The 19,515-nt window shown below is 35.6% G+C and carries 17 protein-coding genes; 10 read left to right on the top strand and 7 right to left on the bottom strand.

Features of this window, described 5'->3' with window-relative positions; translation table 11 throughout:
* Nucleotides 1-88: 88 nt before the first annotated feature.
* From M2372_RS23560 to M2372_RS23525, 8 genes are all read left to right on the top strand, one after another.
* Nucleotides 89-241 carry a hypothetical protein gene (locus M2372_RS23560; protein WP_165852287.1) on the top strand — a complete coding sequence of 51 codons (153 nt, stop codon included), beginning with the start codon at nt 89-91 and terminating at the stop codon, nt 239-241.
* Nucleotides 242-426: 185 nt separating this feature from the next.
* Nucleotides 427-948, top strand: a complete 522-nt coding sequence (locus M2372_RS23555; protein ID WP_228438868.1) for a hypothetical protein — start codon at nt 427-429, stop codon at nt 946-948.
* A gap of 26 nt (nt 949-974) precedes the next feature.
* A complete protein-coding gene (locus M2372_RS23550) occupies nt 975-1,622 on the top strand; it encodes a hypothetical protein (RefSeq protein WP_123321540.1) in 648 nt (215 codons plus the stop codon).
* Nucleotides 1,623-1,729: 107 nt separating this feature from the next.
* The gene (locus M2372_RS23545; RefSeq protein ID WP_228455802.1) at nt 1,730-2,386 is read left to right on the top strand and encodes a sensor histidine kinase; all 657 of its coding nucleotides are present in this window, start codon (nt 1,730-1,732) and stop codon (nt 2,384-2,386) included.
* Nucleotides 2,383-3,024 (top strand): response regulator transcription factor, encoded by a 642-nt coding sequence (locus M2372_RS23540; protein WP_123321538.1) that lies wholly within the window; start codon nt 2,383-2,385, stop codon nt 3,022-3,024. Before M2372_RS23545 ends, M2372_RS23540 begins: the two co-directional genes overlap by 4 nt.
* A 246-nt stretch (nt 3,025-3,270) precedes the next feature.
* The gene (locus M2372_RS23535; protein ID WP_123321537.1) at nt 3,271-4,290 is read left to right on the top strand and encodes a zinc metalloprotease; all 1,020 of its coding nucleotides are present in this window, start codon (nt 3,271-3,273) and stop codon (nt 4,288-4,290) included.
* Nucleotides 4,291-4,684: 394 nt separating this feature from the next.
* Nucleotides 4,685-5,704: a zinc metalloprotease gene (locus tag M2372_RS23530; RefSeq protein ID WP_123321536.1), complete on the top strand. Its 1,020-nt coding sequence runs from the start codon at nt 4,685-4,687 to the stop codon at nt 5,702-5,704.
* A gap of 110 nt (nt 5,705-5,814) precedes the next feature.
* A complete protein-coding gene (locus M2372_RS23525; protein WP_123321535.1) occupies nt 5,815-7,200 on the top strand; it encodes a phosphatase PAP2 family protein in 1,386 nt (461 codons plus the stop codon).
* 35 nt (nt 7,201-7,235) lie between these two features.
* Here the strand turns inward: M2372_RS23525 and M2372_RS23520 are convergent, their stop codons facing one another.
* The 3 genes from M2372_RS23520 to M2372_RS23510 form a co-directional block, all read right to left on the bottom strand.
* Complete coding sequence (locus M2372_RS23520) at nt 7,236-9,101, bottom strand: M1 family metallopeptidase (RefSeq protein ID WP_123321534.1); 1,866 nt, start codon at nt 9,099-9,101, stop codon at nt 7,236-7,238.
* 108 nt (nt 9,102-9,209) lie between these two features.
* Nucleotides 9,210-11,579, bottom strand: a complete 2,370-nt coding sequence (locus tag M2372_RS23515) for an outer membrane beta-barrel family protein (RefSeq protein ID WP_123321533.1) — start codon at nt 11,577-11,579, stop codon at nt 9,210-9,212.
* 180 nt (nt 11,580-11,759) lie between these two features.
* Nucleotides 11,760-12,593 (bottom strand): GLPGLI family protein, encoded by an 834-nt coding sequence (locus M2372_RS23510; RefSeq protein WP_123321532.1) that lies wholly within the window; start codon nt 12,591-12,593, stop codon nt 11,760-11,762.
* Nucleotides 12,594-12,710: 117 nt separating this feature from the next.
* On the opposite strand from M2372_RS23510, the gene M2372_RS23505 reads away from it, so the two are divergent.
* Both M2372_RS23505 and M2372_RS23500 read left to right on the top strand, forming a co-directional pair.
* The gene (locus tag M2372_RS23505; protein ID WP_123321531.1) at nt 12,711-14,030 is read left to right on the top strand and encodes a sensor histidine kinase KdpD; all 1,320 of its coding nucleotides are present in this window, start codon (nt 12,711-12,713) and stop codon (nt 14,028-14,030) included.
* Nucleotides 14,020-14,706 carry a response regulator transcription factor gene (locus tag M2372_RS23500; RefSeq protein ID WP_123321530.1) on the top strand — a complete coding sequence of 229 codons (687 nt, stop codon included), beginning with the start codon at nt 14,020-14,022 and terminating at the stop codon, nt 14,704-14,706. The genes M2372_RS23505 and M2372_RS23500 overlap by 11 nt, the downstream gene beginning before the upstream one ends.
* On the opposite strand, the gene M2372_RS23495 is transcribed toward M2372_RS23500, so the two are convergent.
* The 4 genes from M2372_RS23495 to M2372_RS23480 all read right to left on the bottom strand — a co-directional run bounded on the left by M2372_RS23495 (nt 14,703) and on the right by M2372_RS23480 (nt 19,383).
* On the bottom strand, nt 14,703-15,539 hold the full coding sequence (locus tag M2372_RS23495; protein WP_123321529.1) for an endonuclease/exonuclease/phosphatase family protein: 837 nt from the start codon (nt 15,537-15,539) through the stop codon (nt 14,703-14,705). The genes M2372_RS23500 and M2372_RS23495 overlap by 4 nt on opposite strands.
* 103 nt (nt 15,540-15,642) lie before the next feature.
* Entirely contained in the window at nt 15,643-17,841 is a 2,199-nt protein-coding gene (locus tag M2372_RS23490) for a M1 family metallopeptidase (protein ID WP_123321528.1), read from the bottom strand.
* Between the two features lie 76 nt (nt 17,842-17,917).
* Nucleotides 17,918-18,799 (bottom strand): SDR family oxidoreductase, encoded by an 882-nt coding sequence (locus tag M2372_RS23485; protein WP_115972779.1) that lies wholly within the window; start codon nt 18,797-18,799, stop codon nt 17,918-17,920.
* Between the two features lie 173 nt (nt 18,800-18,972).
* A complete protein-coding gene (locus M2372_RS23480) occupies nt 18,973-19,383 on the bottom strand; it encodes a DUF1573 domain-containing protein (RefSeq protein WP_115972746.1) in 411 nt (136 codons plus the stop codon).
* Between the last annotated feature and the right edge of the window lie 132 nt (nt 19,384-19,515).

The following is a 19,515-nucleotide window of genomic DNA, read 5'->3' as shown; positions in this document are numbered from 1 at the left end:
GAATATATTTTATTAAATTATATCTTTTCAATGTGAAATATAATTACCTTTATCTTTCTAACAAATTAATAACTCAAACAAAATCAGTATGAAAAAGTTAAAAAGACAGGAATTAAAGAAAATTGATGGTGGAGTTCTTCCTCCAATGATTGCATGTGACGAATTCTGGAACTGTCCTACAGGGCTTTGCTGTACAGCAGGTCTGGTTTGCAGAGATCCTAAAAAATATGGTTGCATTTAAGTATAAACGGAGAACTTTTCTCCGTTTTTGTTCTTTATAACTTTTTATTTGTATTTTTTTTGAATCATACAACCCGTAAAAACACGGTAAAAATAACAGTATAATTCCCTATTTCCTATTCTGTTTTCTATGATTTTTTTTGCGAAATTTGCGAAAATAAGGATACCCTACTATAAAACTAAGTTATGAAAACAGAATCTACTAATGAGCACAATTCTTCGGGATCAGGAGTAATGTCAAATGATCTGATTAAAGCTCTTATCGACAACTACCGTCAAAACCAGATGAATGCTATTAATGAAGCTATGGGGATAGATGATGCCCATTCCATATGGTTTGATCTTCCTAAGCTGAAAGATTTTATCAGTCTGATAGAGCAGGAAGCCAGGGCTGTAAATCCTGAGTGTACACAGGAAGATCTGGGAATCAGATTTTATTATGCCGCTTATCCAAAAATTGAAGACTGGGAGATTATGGACAGCCACCCTGTCCCGCAGGAATATTCTGAAAGACATACTTTGGTTCTGATACCAACGATGAAAAGAGAAAATACTGAGGGAGAATCGCTTCACTATGATTTTAATTCTCTGCACAACGAAGGAAAATCTGTTGCTTTAAATGCACGTAAAAGCACCAAACCAAGTAATCTTGGTGAAAATAGTGGAACGCTTATTCCACCATCACCCTCGATCAATGAATCTTATTAATTACCTTTCATATTCTTAAACACAGTATGACTGAGATACAAAAAATTTTTGCATCATTCATGTATGTGGGGGAAGGCATTGCAGCTTTAGTCTCTCTGATTTATTACAACCGTGTAAAAAAACAACACTGGAAATATCTGGCCATCTATCTCGTTCTTATTTTCCTCTGCGAATCAGCTGTAAAATGGGGAGAAAAACCACTTAAAATAGACCGGATATATTTTTACAACTACTTTGTGATTCCGTTGCAGTTTATATTTTTTTATTGGCTGTATGCAAAAAAATCTCTGAAGAAAGTAAAACTGTTCTATATTATGACGGGAGCATATCTTTTAACATATCTTCTCAAGGCTCTTTTTTTTCCGGAAAAGAAAGTTATCTTTTCTTTCAATTATAATATAGGCTGTCTGTTCTTAATGGCTTTTGTTATCATGGAGTATTATAAACAGGTTAACTCATCCGACATTCTCAATTTCAGTAAAAATAAAATGTTTTATATTAATCTGGGAATAACACTTTTTTATATTGCCAATCAGCCATTTATGGCATTTAACTCTCTCCTGTGGAAATATATAGAAATCTGGGATATTTATTTTATATATTTCCAGGTGTCAGGAGCAGTTATGTATATTTTATTTGCAAGTTCATTCATATGGGGAAAACAGAGCTCTTAATAACTTTTATTTCATTCAACATCTTTTTTTTGATGTTTGTAGTTGCCATATTTATCTATATCCGGAATTACAGACAGCGAAAAAAAGAATATTTGAATGAAATTGAAATGAAAAATGAAATTCACCAGCGAGAGCTTCTGTCTACTCAGCTGGAAATCCAGCAGGCCACCATGCAGCAGATCGGGCGCGAACTTCATGATAATATCGGACAAAAACTGACTTTAGTGAGTTTATATGTACAACAGATGCTTTATGAGAACAAGGTTCCGGAAGCCAGTGAAAGAATTGACCAGGTTTCACAAATTATCAATCAGTCTCTACAGGATCTCCGCAGCCTTTCAAAAACTCTTACAGATGATAATATCAGCCAAAAGGAAATCGTGACGTTAATTCAGGAAGAGGTTGACAATACCAATTCACTCAAGAAATGTCTGATCAGTTTTGAACATAATTTTGACCAGCTGGATCTGGGTTTTGTGCATAAAAACCTTTTATTGAGAATCACTCAGGAATTTATTCAAAACAGTATAAAACACTCTCACTGCAAAAATATATTCATCAGTCTGAATACCTCAGAAAACATACTTTGGGAGCTCACCATTCGTGATGACGGAGTCGGATTTGATACCAACCAGACAAAATCTAACGGAATAGGTCTCACCAATATGAAAAACAGAGCGGAAATCATCGGTGCTGACTTCCTTCTTGAAAGTGAAGAAAATATAGGTACCCAACTCAATATCATTTTAAAAAAACAGCCATGAAAAAAACAATCGTAATTGTTGACGACCATATACTTATTGCTAAAGCCCTGGAAGGAATTATCGGTAACTTCGGTGAGTTTGAAGTTATCTATGTCTGCGAAAGCGGTAAAGATCTCATTCAAAAATTTGAAGAAGGAAATGCAATTCCGGATATCATTCTTATGGATGTGAGTATGCCTATTATGGACGGTTTTGAAACCGCTGCCTGGGTTTCCAAAAATCATCCGGATATCAAAGTAATGGCACTCAGTATGCAGGGCGACGACAATAGTGTGATCAAAATGATTAAAAATGGAGCTAAGGGGTATCTTTTAAAAAACACCCATCCAAAAGACCTGGAAATAGCACTTACAAGATTAAATAACGACGGTTTTTTTTACCCTGAATGGGCTTCTAAGATCATATTCTCGAACCTCAACAAAGCTAATGAAGCAGAAATAGTCATAAAAATTTCTGAGCGGGAAAAAGAATTCCTGAAATATACTGTAACTGAGCTTAGCTATAAAGAAATTGCAGATAGAATGTGCTGCAGCCCCAGAACCGTAGAAAGCTACCGAGATCAGCTATGTGAAAAACTGGATTTAAAAACCCGTGTTGGGCTAGCCGTTTTTGCCATTAAAAATGGCTTTGCCAACTAATAGTAATATTAAAAAAATTCTATAAAAATAATTCGTTATAGAATTTTTTTATTTCACTCAACCCACTTAATTGTGAAATACATCAAATATATTCGATTTTAATTAAAATTCAATATAATGCTATTTTAAATAAACAATACACAACTAAAACAACTATTAAATGAGAATAATTTAAATAAAATACAAAATAATTTGCATATAAATTTCAAATAATATAATTTCACAATCTCAAAATTTAAAAGCGATATGAAAAAACTATTATTTGGAGCTCTTGCTCTGGGATTAATGACTGCCTGTAATAATGACAGCGTAAACAACCAAAATGAAACACCAATGAATTCAGAAGCTTCTTCTCCTTTCAGTGCTACACAAAGAAATTGTCCTTCAGAAGAAATGAGAAATGAAGCCTTAAAAAACAATCCGGCATTAAGACAAAAAGTTGCTGATTTTGAAGCTAATGCGACAAATTTTTCCAAAAACATGGCTATGGGAAAAGTTCTAGCAGACGGAACTGTTGAGATCCCTGTAGTGGTGAATGTATTATACAGCACAACTGCTGAGAACGTATCAGATACAAGAATTGCAGAGCAGATTGCCGTATTAAATGCTGATTATGGTGGAACAAACACTGATGTTTCAAAAATACCTACAGAGTTTCAAGGAGTAAAAGCAGGTGATGTAAAGGTAAGATTCAAACTAGTGAATACAGTTAGAAAATCGACTACAAAATCATCATGGGGCACAACAGATGTTAACAACAATACAATGAAGAAAGCATCTACAGGAGGAATTGATGCTACAAATACCACAAACAACTTCAATATTTGGGTAGTGGGACGTATGCCTAATACTAGAGGAGATATCCTTGGTTACTCATCATGGCCTGAAGATTCTGGTACATGGAAAGATGGTATCGTAATAGCAGCTCCATTTTTTGGTAAAACCGGAACATCTGCTAATTTTAACTTAGGAAGAACAGCTACTCACGAAGTTGGTCACTATATGGGACTTAGACATATTTGGGGAGATACAACATGTGGAGATGACCTTATTGCAGATACTCCTACCCAAACAACTTCTAATACGGGCAACCCAACTTATCCGCTTTACAATACATGCTATGGCGTGAAGAGATCTGTAATGTTTATGAATTATATGGATTACTCTAATGACAAATCATTATATATGTTTACTGCAGGGCAAAAAACAAAAATGCAATCTGTAGTAGCAGCTAATGGATTAAGAGCTGGATTAAGAGTTAATTAAAAATCCATTTTTTAAAAATTTTTAAAAACTATCTCAAATTGAGATAGTTTTTTTATTTCCCCCACATCAAAACCATACACTAAGAAGAATAAGATAAATAAATCAATAATTACAACTCTCATTTAAAGCTATTTTATTGATTAATTCATTGCGAAAAATATTCTATAAATAACAAAAAAATATAATTTATTTTCATTTAAAAATACACTTAAAAGTGAAATATAAAACAATAATCAATAATTGATTAAAATACAAAACAAACGTAATTATATTGAAATATATTCAATCAAAACATGAATAAAATAAACATTTATTAATAATTTAGACAAAAAACTTGCATATTAATTTTAAATAATATAATTTCATACTCTCAACCACATTATATTATAACGATATGAAAAAACTCTTTTTAGGAGCTCTAATTCTGAGCTTTATGTCAGCCTGTAATAATGACAGCATTACCAATCAAAATGAATCCTCAATGAATTCAGAAACTTCTCCTACTGCATCAACTGCTACCCAGAGAAAATGTCCGTCTGAAGAAATAAGACAAGCAATGCTTCTGAAAAATCCGGCACTCCAACAAAAAATGGCCGAGATTGAGTTCAGTACCGAAAAATTTGCAGAAAAACTTAAATTAGGAAAAGTACTTGCAGACGGAACTGTTGAGATCCCAGTTGTTTTTAATGTTATCTACAATACTTCTACCCAAAACGTTTCTGATGCAAGAATCGCAGAACAAATTGCTGTACTCAATGCTGATTATGGCGCCACCAATTCCGACATTAATAAAATTCCTTCTGCATTTCAACCTTCAGCAGCAGGAGATGTAAAAATCCGTTTTAAACTAGTAGCAACCAACCGCAAGCAAAGCTCAAAAACTGGCTGGAGATCTGATCTAGAAGAGATGAAAAAAGCGACTACTGGAGGTATTAATGCTACTGATGTGAATAAAAATATGAATATCTGGGTTGTCAATTCAATTCTTGATGAAAACAGCCAGCCCGGAACTCTAGGCTATGCTTATTATCCGGAACATGCAGGACAATGGTATGATGGTCTTGTAATAGGATATCAGTATATAGGAAAAACCGGAGCCTCTGCACCATTCAACTTAGGAAGAACAGTAACGCATGAGGTAGGACATTATCTAAACCTTCCACATCTTTGGGGATCATCTAATGCAGGATGCCAGACAGATTATTCTAATGACACACCAACCTCTCCTGGTCCTAACTACGGAAATCCAACATATCCTTTAAATAGAGTTTGTGGAGGAGTAAGCCGTTCTCAAATGTTCATGAACTATATGGATTATGTAGATGACAAGTCTATGGTTATGTTCTCTGCGAATCAAAAAACAAGAATGCAGGCTGTAGTATCAGCATCCGGACCAAGATCTGGGTTAAGATAGTCAACAACATCACTTACTATATTATAAAATTATTAAAATAGTCTATCTCAATTTTTGGGATAGACTTTTTTTTTTATTTTTACCCGATTTAAAATTTCACAGTCACAAGGATGAAAAAAATAGCCCTAGCATCAGGGATTCTACTGCATTTATATAGTTATAAAGCACAGGATACTGTTCAATCTCGAAATCTTCAGCAAGATATTGCTTTAATCAACACCAATTCACCTCTAAAAGAATCTACTCCATTTTTTAAAAAGGATTGGGTAAAAAAATCTGTGGCTCCAGCTATCCTTTTTACTGCAGCAGCAGCTACATGGGGGGAAAAAGAAAATATCCGTGAGGTAAGAAACCGGTACCTGCCCAACTTTAAAGTCAAATATGATGATTACCTTCAGTATGCTCCAGCTGTAGCCGTTTATGGTCTTAAACTGGGAGGAGTAAAAGGGCGAAACAATGTTGGAAGAGCTACTTTATCTTATGGTGCCAGTTTGCTGATTATGGGAATTTTAGTCAATTCTATCAAGTATACTGCAAAAGTTGAACGTCCGGACGGGTCCAAAAACAACGCTTTTCCGTCAGGGCATGCAGCAATGGCCTTTACCAATGCCAGTTTTCTACACAAGGAATACGGGATGGTAAACCCGGCCTACAGTATTGCAGGGTACGGTTCTGCCGCCATTACTGGATTGGGACGAAACTTAAATAACAGACACTGGGTTCCTGATATCCTTGCCGGTGCAGGAATCGGGATTATATCCACAGAACTCGGGTATTTTTTTATTGATAAAATTTATAAAAATAAAGGAGATAATTTAAGTGTTTTATCCAGAATACAGGGAAATGACTATCCATCCTTTCTTGCTCTAAAGATGGGAACCGCATTGGGTACGACCAACTTCCTGAAAGAATCTGAACTGGATGACAAAAAACAAACCGGTTTTGAAGGCGGATTGGAAGGAGCTTACTTTTTTTCAAAAAAATGGGGCGTGGGGGCAGATATTACTTTCAGCAGCTTTCCGATCAAGTCCCAGCGAATAACTTTTGATGACGGACAGGATTTTGGTGAGCATGAAATTAAAACCCAATCTATGGGTTTCTTAGCTACAGGTATTGGACCCTATTTCTCTCATGAGTTCTCTGATAAATGGCAGCTTATGCTAAAGGTAACCGGTGGATATTCTGCCACCGCCAGTGGAAAAGTATTTGTAAAAGGAGATAATATAGATGCGCCTAATCATGAGCTACAGATAGCCAGATACAAACCTAAACCCGCTTTCCGTTGGAACACAGGAGCTTCTATGACCTATAAGTTTAATCCTGGATTAGGCCTTACTTTTTATACAGATTACAATCTGATCAATTCTACCATCCGTTATCATTTCAGCGATGATATCAAAGAAAGTGCAGAACTGGATCAGGAACTGAATAATCTTATTGCTAAAGAAAAAATAAGTTATATTACACTGGGTTTGAGATTAACCGCATTTTTCTAAAATAAAAAAGCCTTCGGATCTGAAGGCTTTTACTTTTATAATGTTTTAGTATTATCTGCTGGCGTATAATCCATAAAAATATCTCCGTCAAGTTGTACAGATTTCACTTTTTTCTTAATAGGAATTACCAGATCAGTAAGTTTCTGATCTTTCTCCCAGACAGAAGGTGAAAAATGCAATTTCTCAGTACTTCCGTCTTCATAAGATAATATGGCATCAAAAGGGATAGCAAAACCACCTGTATTAACTACATTCACTGTAAGTAAATCGTTCATTTGATTGACTCCTGCAACTTTTAAATCAATATAATTATTGGTATAGAACCAATTCTGGAAGAACCAGCTAAGATTTTTACCGGAACCTGTACTCATAGAATTAAAATAATCCCAAGGAACAGGGTGTTTTCCATTCCAGTTGTCCATATAATGATGTAATGCTTTTTTAAACAGCTCATCTCCCAGATAATCCTTTAATGCAAGATAAGACAGGGATGATTTCACATATGAATTGTTCCCGTATCCAGAGCCACTTACCTGCGTACTCATTGTAATGATCGGCTGATCCTGCTCTGCTGAAGGGTCATTGATCCATCTTTTCACGCGGAAATTTTTATAAAACTCTTTTGCTGCAGCTTCACCATTCTCATCAATTCCGATCAGATACTCTAAAGTAGTTGCCCAGCCTTCATCCATAAAAGCATATCTCGTTTCGTTAATTCCCATGTAGAAAGGGAAATAAGTATGGGCAATCTCATGATCCGCGGTAAGCCTGGCATCCTTAAGGTCATCCGGAATACTTGTATCGTTAATCATCATCGGATATTCCATATCAGCATACCCTTGAATAGCTGTCATTACATTATAAGGATATTCTACTCCCGGCCAGTTTTTGGAAAACCAGTCCAGATTGTAACGCATCCAGTCTACATAGTGTTCAAAATCTTTTGCACCGGCTTTATATCCTGCCTGAACACTAGCTCTTTTGGTTTTCAGCTGAACGCTGGCAGCATCCCATACATAATGATTACTCAATGCAAAGCAGAAATCTGTAATATGGCTGGCTTTAAACTTCCAGATATTCCATTTATTCTGCTGGGTTACTTTTCCGGATTTCATTTCCTGTTCAGTAGCGATATGCATTAGTTTATCGCTTTTCAAAGAAGCTTTATATCTTTTTAAATATTCTGGCTGAAGAACGGTCTCAGGATTCAGGAAATCTCCTGTTGCCCAAACGACATAATTTTTGGGTGCAGTAATGGCAAAGCTATAATCATTAAAGTCATTATAAAACTCCTGTCTGTCAGAATGCGGAAGCATATCCCATCCGTTATAATCATCATACACAGAAATTCTTGGGAAAGAATATGCAACATAGAATGTTTCCGGATCAATCTGACCTTCTCTTCCACTTTGTACAGACAATGGATATTCCCATTCAATCTTTACTTCTGATTTTGATTTTGATTTTAAAGCTGATTTTAATTTTATTTTTTCAACAGTTCCCCAATCATCACTGTTGATGTCATATTTTTCTCCATTTACGATGAATGATTTAATCTTAAGCCCTGTGGACAAAAAGTCTTTGGAAACAGTTCCTGACCTTGGAGACTGCGGTTTGTGTAGGTTATTCACAAATCTTATTGCCAGCTCATTGAGATTATCCGGGCTGTTATTGGTATACATAATGGTTTCTTTTCCGGAAACAATCTTTGTATTGGCATCTACTTTTACTTCAACATTGTAAATTCCTTTATTCTGCCAGTAGTTTTTACCCGGTGCTCCGGAAATATCACGGGTCCCTTTTTCATAAGCTTTTTTAATATTTCTCGGCATATACAATTCCTGAGCAGACAATTGTAGCAATGAAACAACCACCAACATTCCGGAAAAAATTCTCTTCATAATGATCTCTTTTTAAGATTGGTATCAAAAATAACGAAAATGTAACACCAAGTAAGAATTTCTTTTATAATAATGTTTTATGGTAATTAATTTTTTGTTTAAAATATTCTAAAGTCTATCCTGCTCGGATGTTTTTCTGATTGTTTTGGCATTTTTTACAGACTGATTTCCAAAATTGTATTTCAATGACAAAGTAAAGCCTCTGGCATCTGTATAATCCAGGAAATAATTATCCTGATTGGCATATCTGGTAACCACCTTCTGCCCTGTTGTTCTGAAAATATCACTGAAAACCAATGATGCTTCCAGCTTTTTATTAAAAAACTTTCTGTTCATCACAAAATACGCAGACCAGGTGCTGGAGATTCTGAAAGGCCCCTGAACTCCCGGAGAATAATAGCGGTGTCCCATTTCCATCTTCCAGTCACTGTTTTTATCCAAAGTAAAGCTCGTAGAAATATTGGACCCCAGACTCCATACTTTATTCTGGTGCAGAATACCGTCAACGCCATTGAAATAATTTTCGTTGTGCTCAATGCTTTCAGAGACTATAATATTCCACCATGGCTTTACTTCAAAGTTTTTATATAAATCGATCCCAAATGCCTGTCCTTTTTCAATATTGGTAAAATGATAAACCACATTATTGGTTGATGGCACCTGATAAGAAATCTCCATAGATGGGTACAGTTCCTTTCTGTAATAAAGCTCCACATTCCAATTCTTCCAGGAATAGGTAAGATTAAGATTATGAATAATTGTCGCTTTTAGTTGTGGATCCCCCTGAAAATAAGAAAACAGATTATAATAAGACTTTGCCGGGCTCAGCCATGAATAAGAAGGCCTGTTGATTCTTTTACCATAGGAAAACCCAAACTCATGCTTATTTTCCGTTGTGTATTGCGCATAAAAAGTTGGGAAGAACTTCCAGTATTTATTTTTATTAAGATCATAAGGTTCTGAAACAATTCCTTCCAGATTGGTCATTTCTGCACGAAGTCCTCCTTTGAAATTCCATTTTCCAATGTTATAAGAAAGTGAGGAATACAAAGCAAAATTATGTTCTTTATAGTCAAAGACACTACTCTTTTCAGGTCGGTACTGCAATATTCCGTTTTCATTATCTGAAAAATTCAATGTACTGTTTGTTTTTACAAAACTGTATTTTGTACCGGATTCAATTTCCCATTGATCTCCTTTCCATTGATAATCCAACTGCGTGGAAAATAATTTTACATCTGCTTTATTCTGAGTAAGGAAGTTATCTTCTCTTGATGGCTGACCCGCAAAATTCAGATATGTAGCTACATTCTGATCTTTCCCGGAATTATTTCCCGTAAAGTAGTTGATCCATGACAGGCTGCTTTTTTTATTCAGTTTTCTGTCTGCCTGGAAGCTAACAGAATTGTTGGCAGAACGGGATTGATGATCATTAAAGGTTCTGTAATTTGACTCTAGAATATCCTGACTGTTATAGATCTGTGTCGGTACATCATAAATTCCATGAGACTTTGGAGAAAAAAACCCTGAATAGTTGAGGCTTAAGCTGGTTAAACTATCCAACTCATATTCCACATTAAAATTCAGGGTATTCTGGTTAGTGTTTTTATCCTTCCTGTTCATCGTACTTATCCATCTGGTCTGGCTTTCAGCATAATTAACATAGTCATATCCTTCACGGTAATAAGTTCCCATCCCTTTATAATAGCTCGCCATCACAGATAGCTTATCTTTTTTATAATATTGTGACAACCCGAAAACAGCCTTTGCATACTGCGTTTGAATGTATTTTGAAGACACAATACCACGATAACCTTCAATTTTATTCTTTTTCATCACAATATTCAGTACTGCACTTCCTGCAGCTTCGTATTTTGCAGGCGGGTTGGTAATTACTTCTATAGACTTCACCTCATCACCCTGTGTATTTTCCAGAAGGTTTTTAAGTTCATCACCTGTAAGCATTACTTTTTTATCATTAATGGCAACCAGAATTCCCGTACTTCCTTTCACCGTCAGAACATTATTATTGACCATTACATTTGGAGTGTTTTTTAAAATCTCCCATGCATTGAGTGATGAAATATTACTGTTTTCTACATTAAATTCCAGGCGGTCCACTTTTCTTTTAACCAATGGCTTCCTCTTGGTCATAACTACACCTTCAATTTCCTGAGACTCCTTTTTAAGAATGATTTGTAAAGCTTCTGGTTTTTCCAGATCCAATGTTTTTTCAAATAGAGAATACCCAATCGTTTTCACTACCAATTTCACATTGTTTTCTGCAATACTTTCCAAAGTGAAACCACCGTTAGTATCAGTCTTTAGCTCTTTAATTAATTCGTTTTTTGAATTATACAGCGTTACATGTACTGCTGAGAGTTTTTCATTTTCGGTATTCATCACCGTTCCTGCTATTCTTTCCTTTTGGGCCAGTACCATCATCGGAAAACATAGAAAAAGAAGAATTTTGTTCATGATTATTTTATTAAGAATAATGTAAAGCAATACTATGTTTTGCTTTACAGGGCAAAATTCTATAATGGGCAGGAGAATTACGGTTAATGCAAAGTTAATGATGGGTTAATGCCTTTATCTTGATAAAATGAAAACCCTGAATAAGGAAATTCAGGGTTTAAATTTGAAGTAATACATATTTTATGGATAAGGGATAGCCCTGTCCAACTCTATAGGATTATAGTACTTTTTAATACTTGCCTGGGTCTGTTTCGTTAATCCGGCAAAGTCTTCTTTACTTTTGATTTGCTTTCCCTCAATTCTTACATTCCAATCTGGCTGAAACTCTGTTCTCATTCTTGCATAAGGATCATTATAAAACTCAAGATTCAGTTTTACCCATTTTTTAAAATCAATAGTGATAGGGTCTAATGAATAATGTTTTTCAAGAAAATCTTTAGTATCATATGTTTTGGGCAGGTTAACATTTCTGGAAAAAGAATAGATAAAATCTTTCTTATCATCTTCTACATACAGCACTAATCCCGGCAGTCCTCTGAATTTATAAGGACCTTCCGGAATATTAATATCCTGTGTAAACCACGCTGTCCAGTTTCTTCCGCCAAATGTTGTAGTTGCTTTCTGTAAATTATAATTATTGATCTTTTTAGTATCAGGTTCTATTTTCCAGTGAATGTTGTCTTCAGTCTCAAAAACATAATAATAAGGCATCATCCTGATCTGAAAATAGTTTTTATTTTTATTTGAATTTCTTTTACGAATGATGGTTTGTTCACACAAACTTGTATACTGGGAAGAATTATTTCCATGAAGAATATTAAGAGAATCATTTACTAAAAATTCAATTTCATAGAATTTTACCTCTTCGGGGTTAATATCCAATATCATTTCACTTTGATCATAAGCGGCGTCATTAGGATCTGGTCTGTATTGAAGTTCATAGATGAAACGATGAGTCTGGGAATTTACCATAGCTCCTATCAATAAGATAAAAAAGGCAATCTGTTTTTTCATGGAAAAGTGAATTTCAGTATTTAAAATTAAGAAAAAATATATCCTTCGCAAGGTTAATGATGGGTTAATGATAAAAATAATATTCCATTAAAATGGTAAAACTTTATCTTTGTTTTAATGATATCCAAGAACAGAAACCTGATGTATCTTTTTGCTACCTTATTCCTTCTTTTGCTTGGAATACAGGTTTATTTTATGTATAAAACCTATCAGGTTAAAGAAAGGGAAATCTACAGATCGGTAGACCAGAGTATTGTTGGTTATACAGATCAGCTTGAGAATGTTCACGAAGTACAGGAAACAAAAAGTGATTCTCTCCAGAAACTTCTTATCCGTTACTACAATAAAGAAATCAACAAAAAAAAATTTCTGCAATATTTTATAGAAGGCAGAAAAGCTGCCAGTAAAAGACTGAGCCACTACCTCAACGATCGTATGAAAAAAGACGGTTATAAGATCAGTGTCCGGGTTCAGTATACTTCTATCATTCACCTTCCGGATAGTACCAAGGTTATTGACAAACCTATCATTATTTACGAAACCACAGACAGGGTCACCAATCCTAAGATCACCAGCACCGGAACCTGGAGAACCTCATCTACAAAGGAGCTCAAAGGAAAGGAGCTAGCTAATGAAAGAGATACCTTCTATGTAAACAGCCAGACTGATTTTGAAGTTAAAAATATTAAAAGTATTGTTTTTAAAGAGCTTACCCTCCTTATCATCTGTTGTATCCTCTTACTTACCAGTGTACTTCTCCTTTATATTTTTACGATTAAGAACCTGATCAGACAGCAGGAGCAGGTAGAAATTCTCCACACAGTTGTGGATAATATTTCTCATGAGTTTAAAACACCTATCGCTACCTTAAAAATAGCTTCCAAAACGTTAAAAAAAGGATGGAATCCTGATACTCTTCCATTAATTGACAGGCAGATCACAAGACTTGAAAGCCTGATGCTTCAGCTGCATAAAGATGAAGTCCCGGAAGAAATAATTGCCATACAACCAGAAGATTGGGATTTTCTGATTCAGGATCTGGCTTTCACTTATCCCCAGACAGATTTTACATTTGAAAATAAAGTTTCAAAACCACTTCCATTTGATAAAAATCTTTTAGAAACAGTCATCAGAAATCTTTGTGAAAATAGCATAAAATATGGTGCTTCTACTGTAAAGATCAATACAAATAGTATCGCCCAAAATCTGAAAATTGAAGTTACTGATGATGGCCAGGGTATGGAAAGCAAAGAGCTGAAAAATATTTTTGAAAAATTCTACAGAATACAGAATAATAATATTCACAACAACAAAGGACTTGGGCTTGGGCTCTATTTCGTCAAAAAAATAGTGGCATGCTATCATGGTAAAATTGATGTCTCCAGTCAACTCCACATGGGAACTACTTTTAAAATAACCATTCCTTATGAAAACTAACATCCTACTGGCAGAAGACGATCCTGATTTCGGTATGATCCTGAAACAATATCTTGAACTGGAAGATTTTGAGGTCAGCTGGTTCCAGAATCCTGAAGATATCATACCGCTTCTTTCTACCGCTTTTCCTTTTCAGATAGCTATTCTGGATATTATGATGCCTAATATTGATGGCTTTTCTCTGGCTCAAACAATATTAAAAGAGAAAAACAACTTTCCGATTTTATTTTTAACAGCGAAGAATCAGAAAATTGACAGATTAATGGGGTTAAAAATAGGAGCTGACGACTACATTGCCAAACCATGTGATCCCGAAGAACTGGTATTAAGAATCAAAAACATCCTGAAAAGAACCTTACCACCAATAACTGAACCCCAGATAAAAATCGGGCAATATTCTTTAGATACACAAAAACTTTTACTTTCCCATCCTAACGGAAATGCCCGGATGACAGTGCGTGAACAGGAATTACTGCTTTATCTTCTGAAGCATAACCACTCCACTATCACAAGGAATGATATTCTGGATAATCTGTGGGAAACCAATGATTATTTTACAGGAAGAAGCCTTGATGTCTTTATCAGCAGACTAAGGAAATATTTCAGCAATGACCCTGAAATAAAAATCCAATCCCTCAGAGGTATTGGATTTGAAATTGATTTTCCCACTCATTAATTTAAAAAGGAAAGCTTCACAATAACCGGGAAGTGATCTGACGGATAAAGGAGGTTTTCTCTTCTGTCATTGATATGTCTGTGAGATTGTATCTTAAAGTCTTTTGTAAAAATATAATCTATTCTTTCTTTGGGTATTTCATTTACATTAAAGGCGGTAAAGGTTCCTATAGGTCCATAATGCTTGGTTTCCGAATGATAAAAAGTATCTTTCATATTTTGTGAAAGTATCTTAACAGGTTCGGTATCATCTGTCAGGTTAAAATCTCCGCTTACGGTAACGGGCAGATTCCCGGGATTAAGTTCTTTGATTTTTTTCAGGATCAGTTCAGAAGATTTTACCCTGGCTACATTTCCTATATGATCAAAATGAAGATTCATGGCAAGAAATTCCTTTTTAGAGTTTTTATCTTTAAAGACAGCATAGGTACAAATTCTGTTCAAAGCTGCATCCCAGCCTTTCGAAGGTTTCTCAGGTGTTTCAGACAGCCAGAACGTTCCCGACTTCACCACTTTCAGCCTTTGGGTATCATAAAAAATAGCGGAGAATTCTCCTTTCTCTTTACCATCATCCCTTCCTACTCCTATATAATCGTAATTCTTCAATCCACTTTTAATATCCTTCATCTGCTCCGGAAGAGCTTCCTGCACTCCAAAGTAATCAGGATGATAATAAGTTAATAGATCAGCAACATCCTGCTTTCTCACTGGCCATGCATTTTCCTTATCTGAAGCAACATTCAGCCTGATATTAAAACTCATTACCATAAGATCCTGTGAAAACCCCAATGCAAAAAGCATCAGAAACATCATTGAAAGTCTGAAACTCATCATATATATTATCAAATTTGAAACAAAAATAAGACTTCTCTGAGTCAGGGAAGTCTTATTTTATATCATGATAATGTTAAATTATCTCCTACAGCAGAAAAACGGGTTATTCCTTATTGAACTTATGTTCTCTTCCCCCATCTTCAAGGGTCATCGTCTTTTTGTCTTTGCTGAAAATAATAGTAACATTTGCCTGCTCAAAAATAAATTTATTATCTCCTGAGTATTCTAAAGGAAATTCAGGCTGCCCTCCTGGTTTTCCGTAAAGCTGGCCATTCTTTTCAATAAATGTAATTTTAAATTGAGATTCTTTAGTTCCGTAGATTCCCGTGAAATCCTTGGCATTGATCTTATCAATGGGTTTCGCGTCTGCAAGTCCCAAAGAATTATTTTTCATGTTAACATCAGGAATCTTAGAATCCGGATCCAGTTTTACTACCTCTATTTCTTTATTAGAATCTACTTTGAATTTCCATTCTTTATTTCTCTTCCAAACTTCAACAGGAATCTTTATATTTCTGGATGTTCCATCTTTGAATTTCAGCTGAACAGTCGTAGGCATTGGTAACTGTCCAAGGTTTTCAACCGTAATCTGAACTCCGTTTTTAAAATCACCATTAACGTATTTTACCTCTTTAACCGCCTGGTCAATTTTCCATTTATTAAAAAACCATCCTCTCCAGAACCAATTCAGCTCTTCTCCAGAAATATTTTCCATCGTATGGAAGAAATCCCAGGGTGTAGGATGTTTGAAGGCCCAGCGATCAATATAAGTTCTGAGTGCTTTATCAAATTTTTCAGGTCCCAGAATTGTTTCTCTTAAAATAGACATCCCAACACCTGGCTTGTAATAAGCCAATGCACCAATACTTGCTTCTTTCATATTATCAGGTCCTACCATAATGGGCTCCAGATTATCACTCATCAGATAACTTCCGGCTCTCGCCATATCCTGTTTTTTATAATACTCTCCTTTGTTGAAAGCCTCTGTTGAAAGCTCATTGATAAAAGTATTAAAACCTTCATCCATCCATGCAAATAACCTTTCATTAGATCCAACAATCATCGGAAACCAGTTATGCCCGAATTCATGATCCGTTACCCCCCAAAGATCTTCTCCTTTGGAATCCATATGACAGAAAACAATTCCCGGATATTCCATCCCACCTTCATTTCCTGCAACGTTGGTAGCTGCCGGATAGGTATATCCATACCATTTATTTGAATAGTGTTCTATTGCTGCTTTGGTGTATTCTGTAGATCTCCCCCAAGCTTTGTCTCCTGCACTTTCAGCCGGATAAGCAGAGATGGCCAATGATTTTTTGCCATTGGGAAGATTTATTTTTGCTGCATCCAGAATAAATCCGGCAGATGATGCCCACGCAAAATCCCTTGCCTGATCAATTTTAAATTTCCAGGTTTTTGTTCCTGCATTCTTGTTTTTTCCAATTTCAGTTTCAGGACGGATCATTACTGTTTTATCACTCTTTCTTGCCTGATCCCACCGGCTGATTTCGTCTTTACTGTATACTTCTTTTTCGTTCAGCAATTCTCCGGATGCAACTACATAATGATTAGCTGGCACTGTGATATTAGCAGTAATATTTCCGTACTCCAAAAAGAATTCAGAAGCTCCTACATAAGGCAATGTGTTCCATCCCATTACATCATCATAGACACACATTCTCGGATACCATTGTGCCATGGTAAATATCTTACCATTCTTTGTATTCTGTACCCCCATTCTGTCTGAACCATATTCTGGAGAAATAAAGGAATAGTCGATGGTAATTTTTGCAATTCCACCTTTAGATTTTAATTCTTTAGGCAGGTCAATCTGCATTCTTGTATCTGTAATTGTGTATTTCACTTCTTTACCATCAAGCTTTACAGTTTTAATAGTATACCCTCCATCAAATGTTTCTCCATGAGCTCCATTTCTGCTTCCAGACAGGGGCACCACAGCATTGCCCCGGGAGTCTTTTGCAAATAAATTCTGATCTAGCTGTAACCAAAGAAAACTTAGCTGATCAGGACTATTATTTGTATATGTGATTTCAGCAGTTCCTGCAATCTCTTTTTTATCCTCATTCAGACTTACGTTTAAATGATAATCTGCTGAGTTCTGCCAATAGGCATGTCCCGGTTGCCCACTCGCAGAGCGGGTTTCCGTACCAGTCTGTGGGTAGAAGAATGGCTTAAATGCTTCTATGTAATCATATTTGGATGTCTCCTGTGCATATACAGATCCTGTAAAAAGGAAGGCAGCAACAGTAGAAATCAGTACCGGAAATTTACAATTCATTTGAAAAAGTTTATCAATAGGTAAAAAAAACTCCCGGAATTGTTACAAATCCGGGAGCTTTTTTATAAAAATTTAATTAATTAGATTTTTTTGCTTTAATCATAGCTTCCAATGCATCCCACATTTCACCCGGAATTGCCTCAAGCATATTGAACTCTCCTGCACCCTGCAGCCACTCGCCACCATCAATTGTTACCACTTCACCATTCATATATGCTGAATAATCTGAAACCAGATAAGCTGCAAGATTAGCCAACTCCTGATGTTCTCCCACTCTTCTTAACGGAACTTTTTTCTTCATATCAAATTTTTCCTGAAGATCTCCCGGAAGAAGCCTGTCCCAAGCTCCTTTGGTAGGGAAAGGTCCCGGAGCAATCGCATTGAAACGAATTCCATATTTAGCCCACTCTACAGCCAGTGATCGGGTCATAGCCAAAACACCTGCTTTTGCACAGGCAGAAGGTACCACATAGGCAGAGCCTGTCCAGGCATATGTTGTAACAATATTCAGCACAGTTCCTGGTGTTTTGGACTCTATCCAGTGCTTTCCTACAGAAAGTGTACAGTTTTTAGTTCCTTTCAAAACAATATCCAAAATAGAATCAAAAGCGGAATGAGTCAGTTTTTCTGTTGGGGAAATAAAATTTCCGGCTGCATTATTCAACAGAATATCAATCTTACCGAATTCCTTAAGCGTAGCTTCTTTCATCGCTTCCACCTCATCCCAGTTTCTCACATCACAAGATACACAAAGAACTTTACCTCCTGTTTCTTCTTCCAGTTCCTTAGCTGTAGCCTGTAGCTTTTCCAGATTTCTGGAAGTGATCACCACATGAGCTCCCAGTTCAAGAAAATATTTGGTCATTGCTTTTCCAAGCCCGCTTCCGCCTCCGGTTACAATCGCTACTTTATCTTTAAGTGCACCTTCGCGCAACATTGGTTGTGTATATAGACTCATAAAATATTTTTTCTTAAAAATAATAAATATTGACATGCAATCCCTTAAAATAGATTGATAAATGATGCTACAAATAATTATTCTTTATATCAATAAAAAAATACATCAAATACTCCAAAAGAAAATAGCCTGATAAAACTACCAGGCTATTTTTTATTTTTCCAAACAAGCTATTAAGAAGCAACTACACCTTTGAATGAAAGTGTTTTAGGAGTCTTACTCTCACTTGTAGTAACATTTACAGTTTTCATAAATGGACCAGCTGCAGCCGCATTATAGCTAGCTTCTACAAAGCCTTTTTTCCCTGGCTGGATAGGAGTTTTTGTATAATCAGCTGTAGTACATCCGCATGAAGGGGCCACATTTTGTATAATGATTGGTTTTGAACTTGTATTGGTAAATTCAAATCTGATCAATTTTGGTTTTCCCTGAGGAATATTTCCTACATCTATAGATTCTGATTTCCATTTAATAGCATCTGCAACCATTTTTACAATGGATGGAGCATCTGCAGTAAGTACGTTAGCATAAAAAGGTGAGAATGCTAAAACAGCCAAAAGAGCGGTAATTTTTAATTTTTTCATGAGTATAAATTTTATTATTTAGGAATGGGTTATCTTTTTTCTATGTAACAAATGTAAAACAGACTATGATTATAACTTGTTAACTGCTGTCAAACATTTGTTAACAAGTTGTTAATGATAAATGATAAATAG

Source organism: Chryseobacterium sp. BIGb0232 (assembly GCF_024810195.1).
GTDB lineage: Bacteria > Bacteroidota > Bacteroidia > Flavobacteriales > Weeksellaceae > Chryseobacterium > Chryseobacterium pennae.
Note: the sequence above shows the minus strand (reverse complement) of the source record. Positions and strands in the feature narration are given on the sequence as shown.

Coding starts and splice junctions, on each gene's coding strand:
- M2372_RS23545 (WP_228455802.1), top strand. CDS start 1,730: ATGAAAAATGAAATTCACCAGCGAGAGCTTCTGTCTACTCAGCTGGAA.
- M2372_RS23560 (WP_165852287.1), top strand. CDS start 89: ATGAAAAAGTTAAAAAGACAGGAATTAAAGAAAATTGATGGTGGAGTT.
- M2372_RS23500 (WP_123321530.1), top strand. CDS start 14,020: ATGAAAACTAACATCCTACTGGCAGAAGACGATCCTGATTTCGGTATG.
- M2372_RS23515 (WP_123321533.1), bottom strand. CDS start 11,579: ATGAACAAAATTCTTCTTTTTCTATGTTTTCCGATGATGGTACTGGCC.
- M2372_RS23495 (WP_123321529.1), bottom strand. CDS start 15,539: ATGATGAGTTTCAGACTTTCAATGATGTTTCTGATGCTTTTTGCATTG.
- M2372_RS23485 (WP_115972779.1), bottom strand. CDS start 18,799: ATGAGTCTATATACACAACCAATGTTGCGCGAAGGTGCACTTAAAGAT.
- M2372_RS23510 (WP_123321532.1), bottom strand. CDS start 12,593: ATGAAAAAACAGATTGCCTTTTTTATCTTATTGATAGGAGCTATGGTA.
- M2372_RS23520 (WP_123321534.1), bottom strand. CDS start 9,101: ATGAAGAGAATTTTTTCCGGAATGTTGGTGGTTGTTTCATTGCTACAA.
- M2372_RS23535 (WP_123321537.1), top strand. CDS start 3,271: ATGAAAAAACTATTATTTGGAGCTCTTGCTCTGGGATTAATGACTGCC.
- M2372_RS23550 (WP_123321540.1), top strand. CDS start 975: ATGACTGAGATACAAAAAATTTTTGCATCATTCATGTATGTGGGGGAA.
- M2372_RS23490 (WP_123321528.1), bottom strand. CDS start 17,841: ATGAATTGTAAATTTCCGGTACTGATTTCTACTGTTGCTGCCTTCCTT.
- M2372_RS23530 (WP_123321536.1), top strand. CDS start 4,685: ATGAAAAAACTCTTTTTAGGAGCTCTAATTCTGAGCTTTATGTCAGCC.
- M2372_RS23525 (WP_123321535.1), top strand. CDS start 5,815: ATGAAAAAAATAGCCCTAGCATCAGGGATTCTACTGCATTTATATAGT.
- M2372_RS23555 (WP_228438868.1), top strand. CDS start 427: ATGAAAACAGAATCTACTAATGAGCACAATTCTTCGGGATCAGGAGTA.
- M2372_RS23505 (WP_123321531.1), top strand. CDS start 12,711: ATGATATCCAAGAACAGAAACCTGATGTATCTTTTTGCTACCTTATTC.
- M2372_RS23480 (WP_115972746.1), bottom strand. CDS start 19,383: ATGAAAAAATTAAAAATTACCGCTCTTTTGGCTGTTTTAGCATTCTCA.
- M2372_RS23540 (WP_123321538.1), top strand. CDS start 2,383: ATGAAAAAAACAATCGTAATTGTTGACGACCATATACTTATTGCTAAA.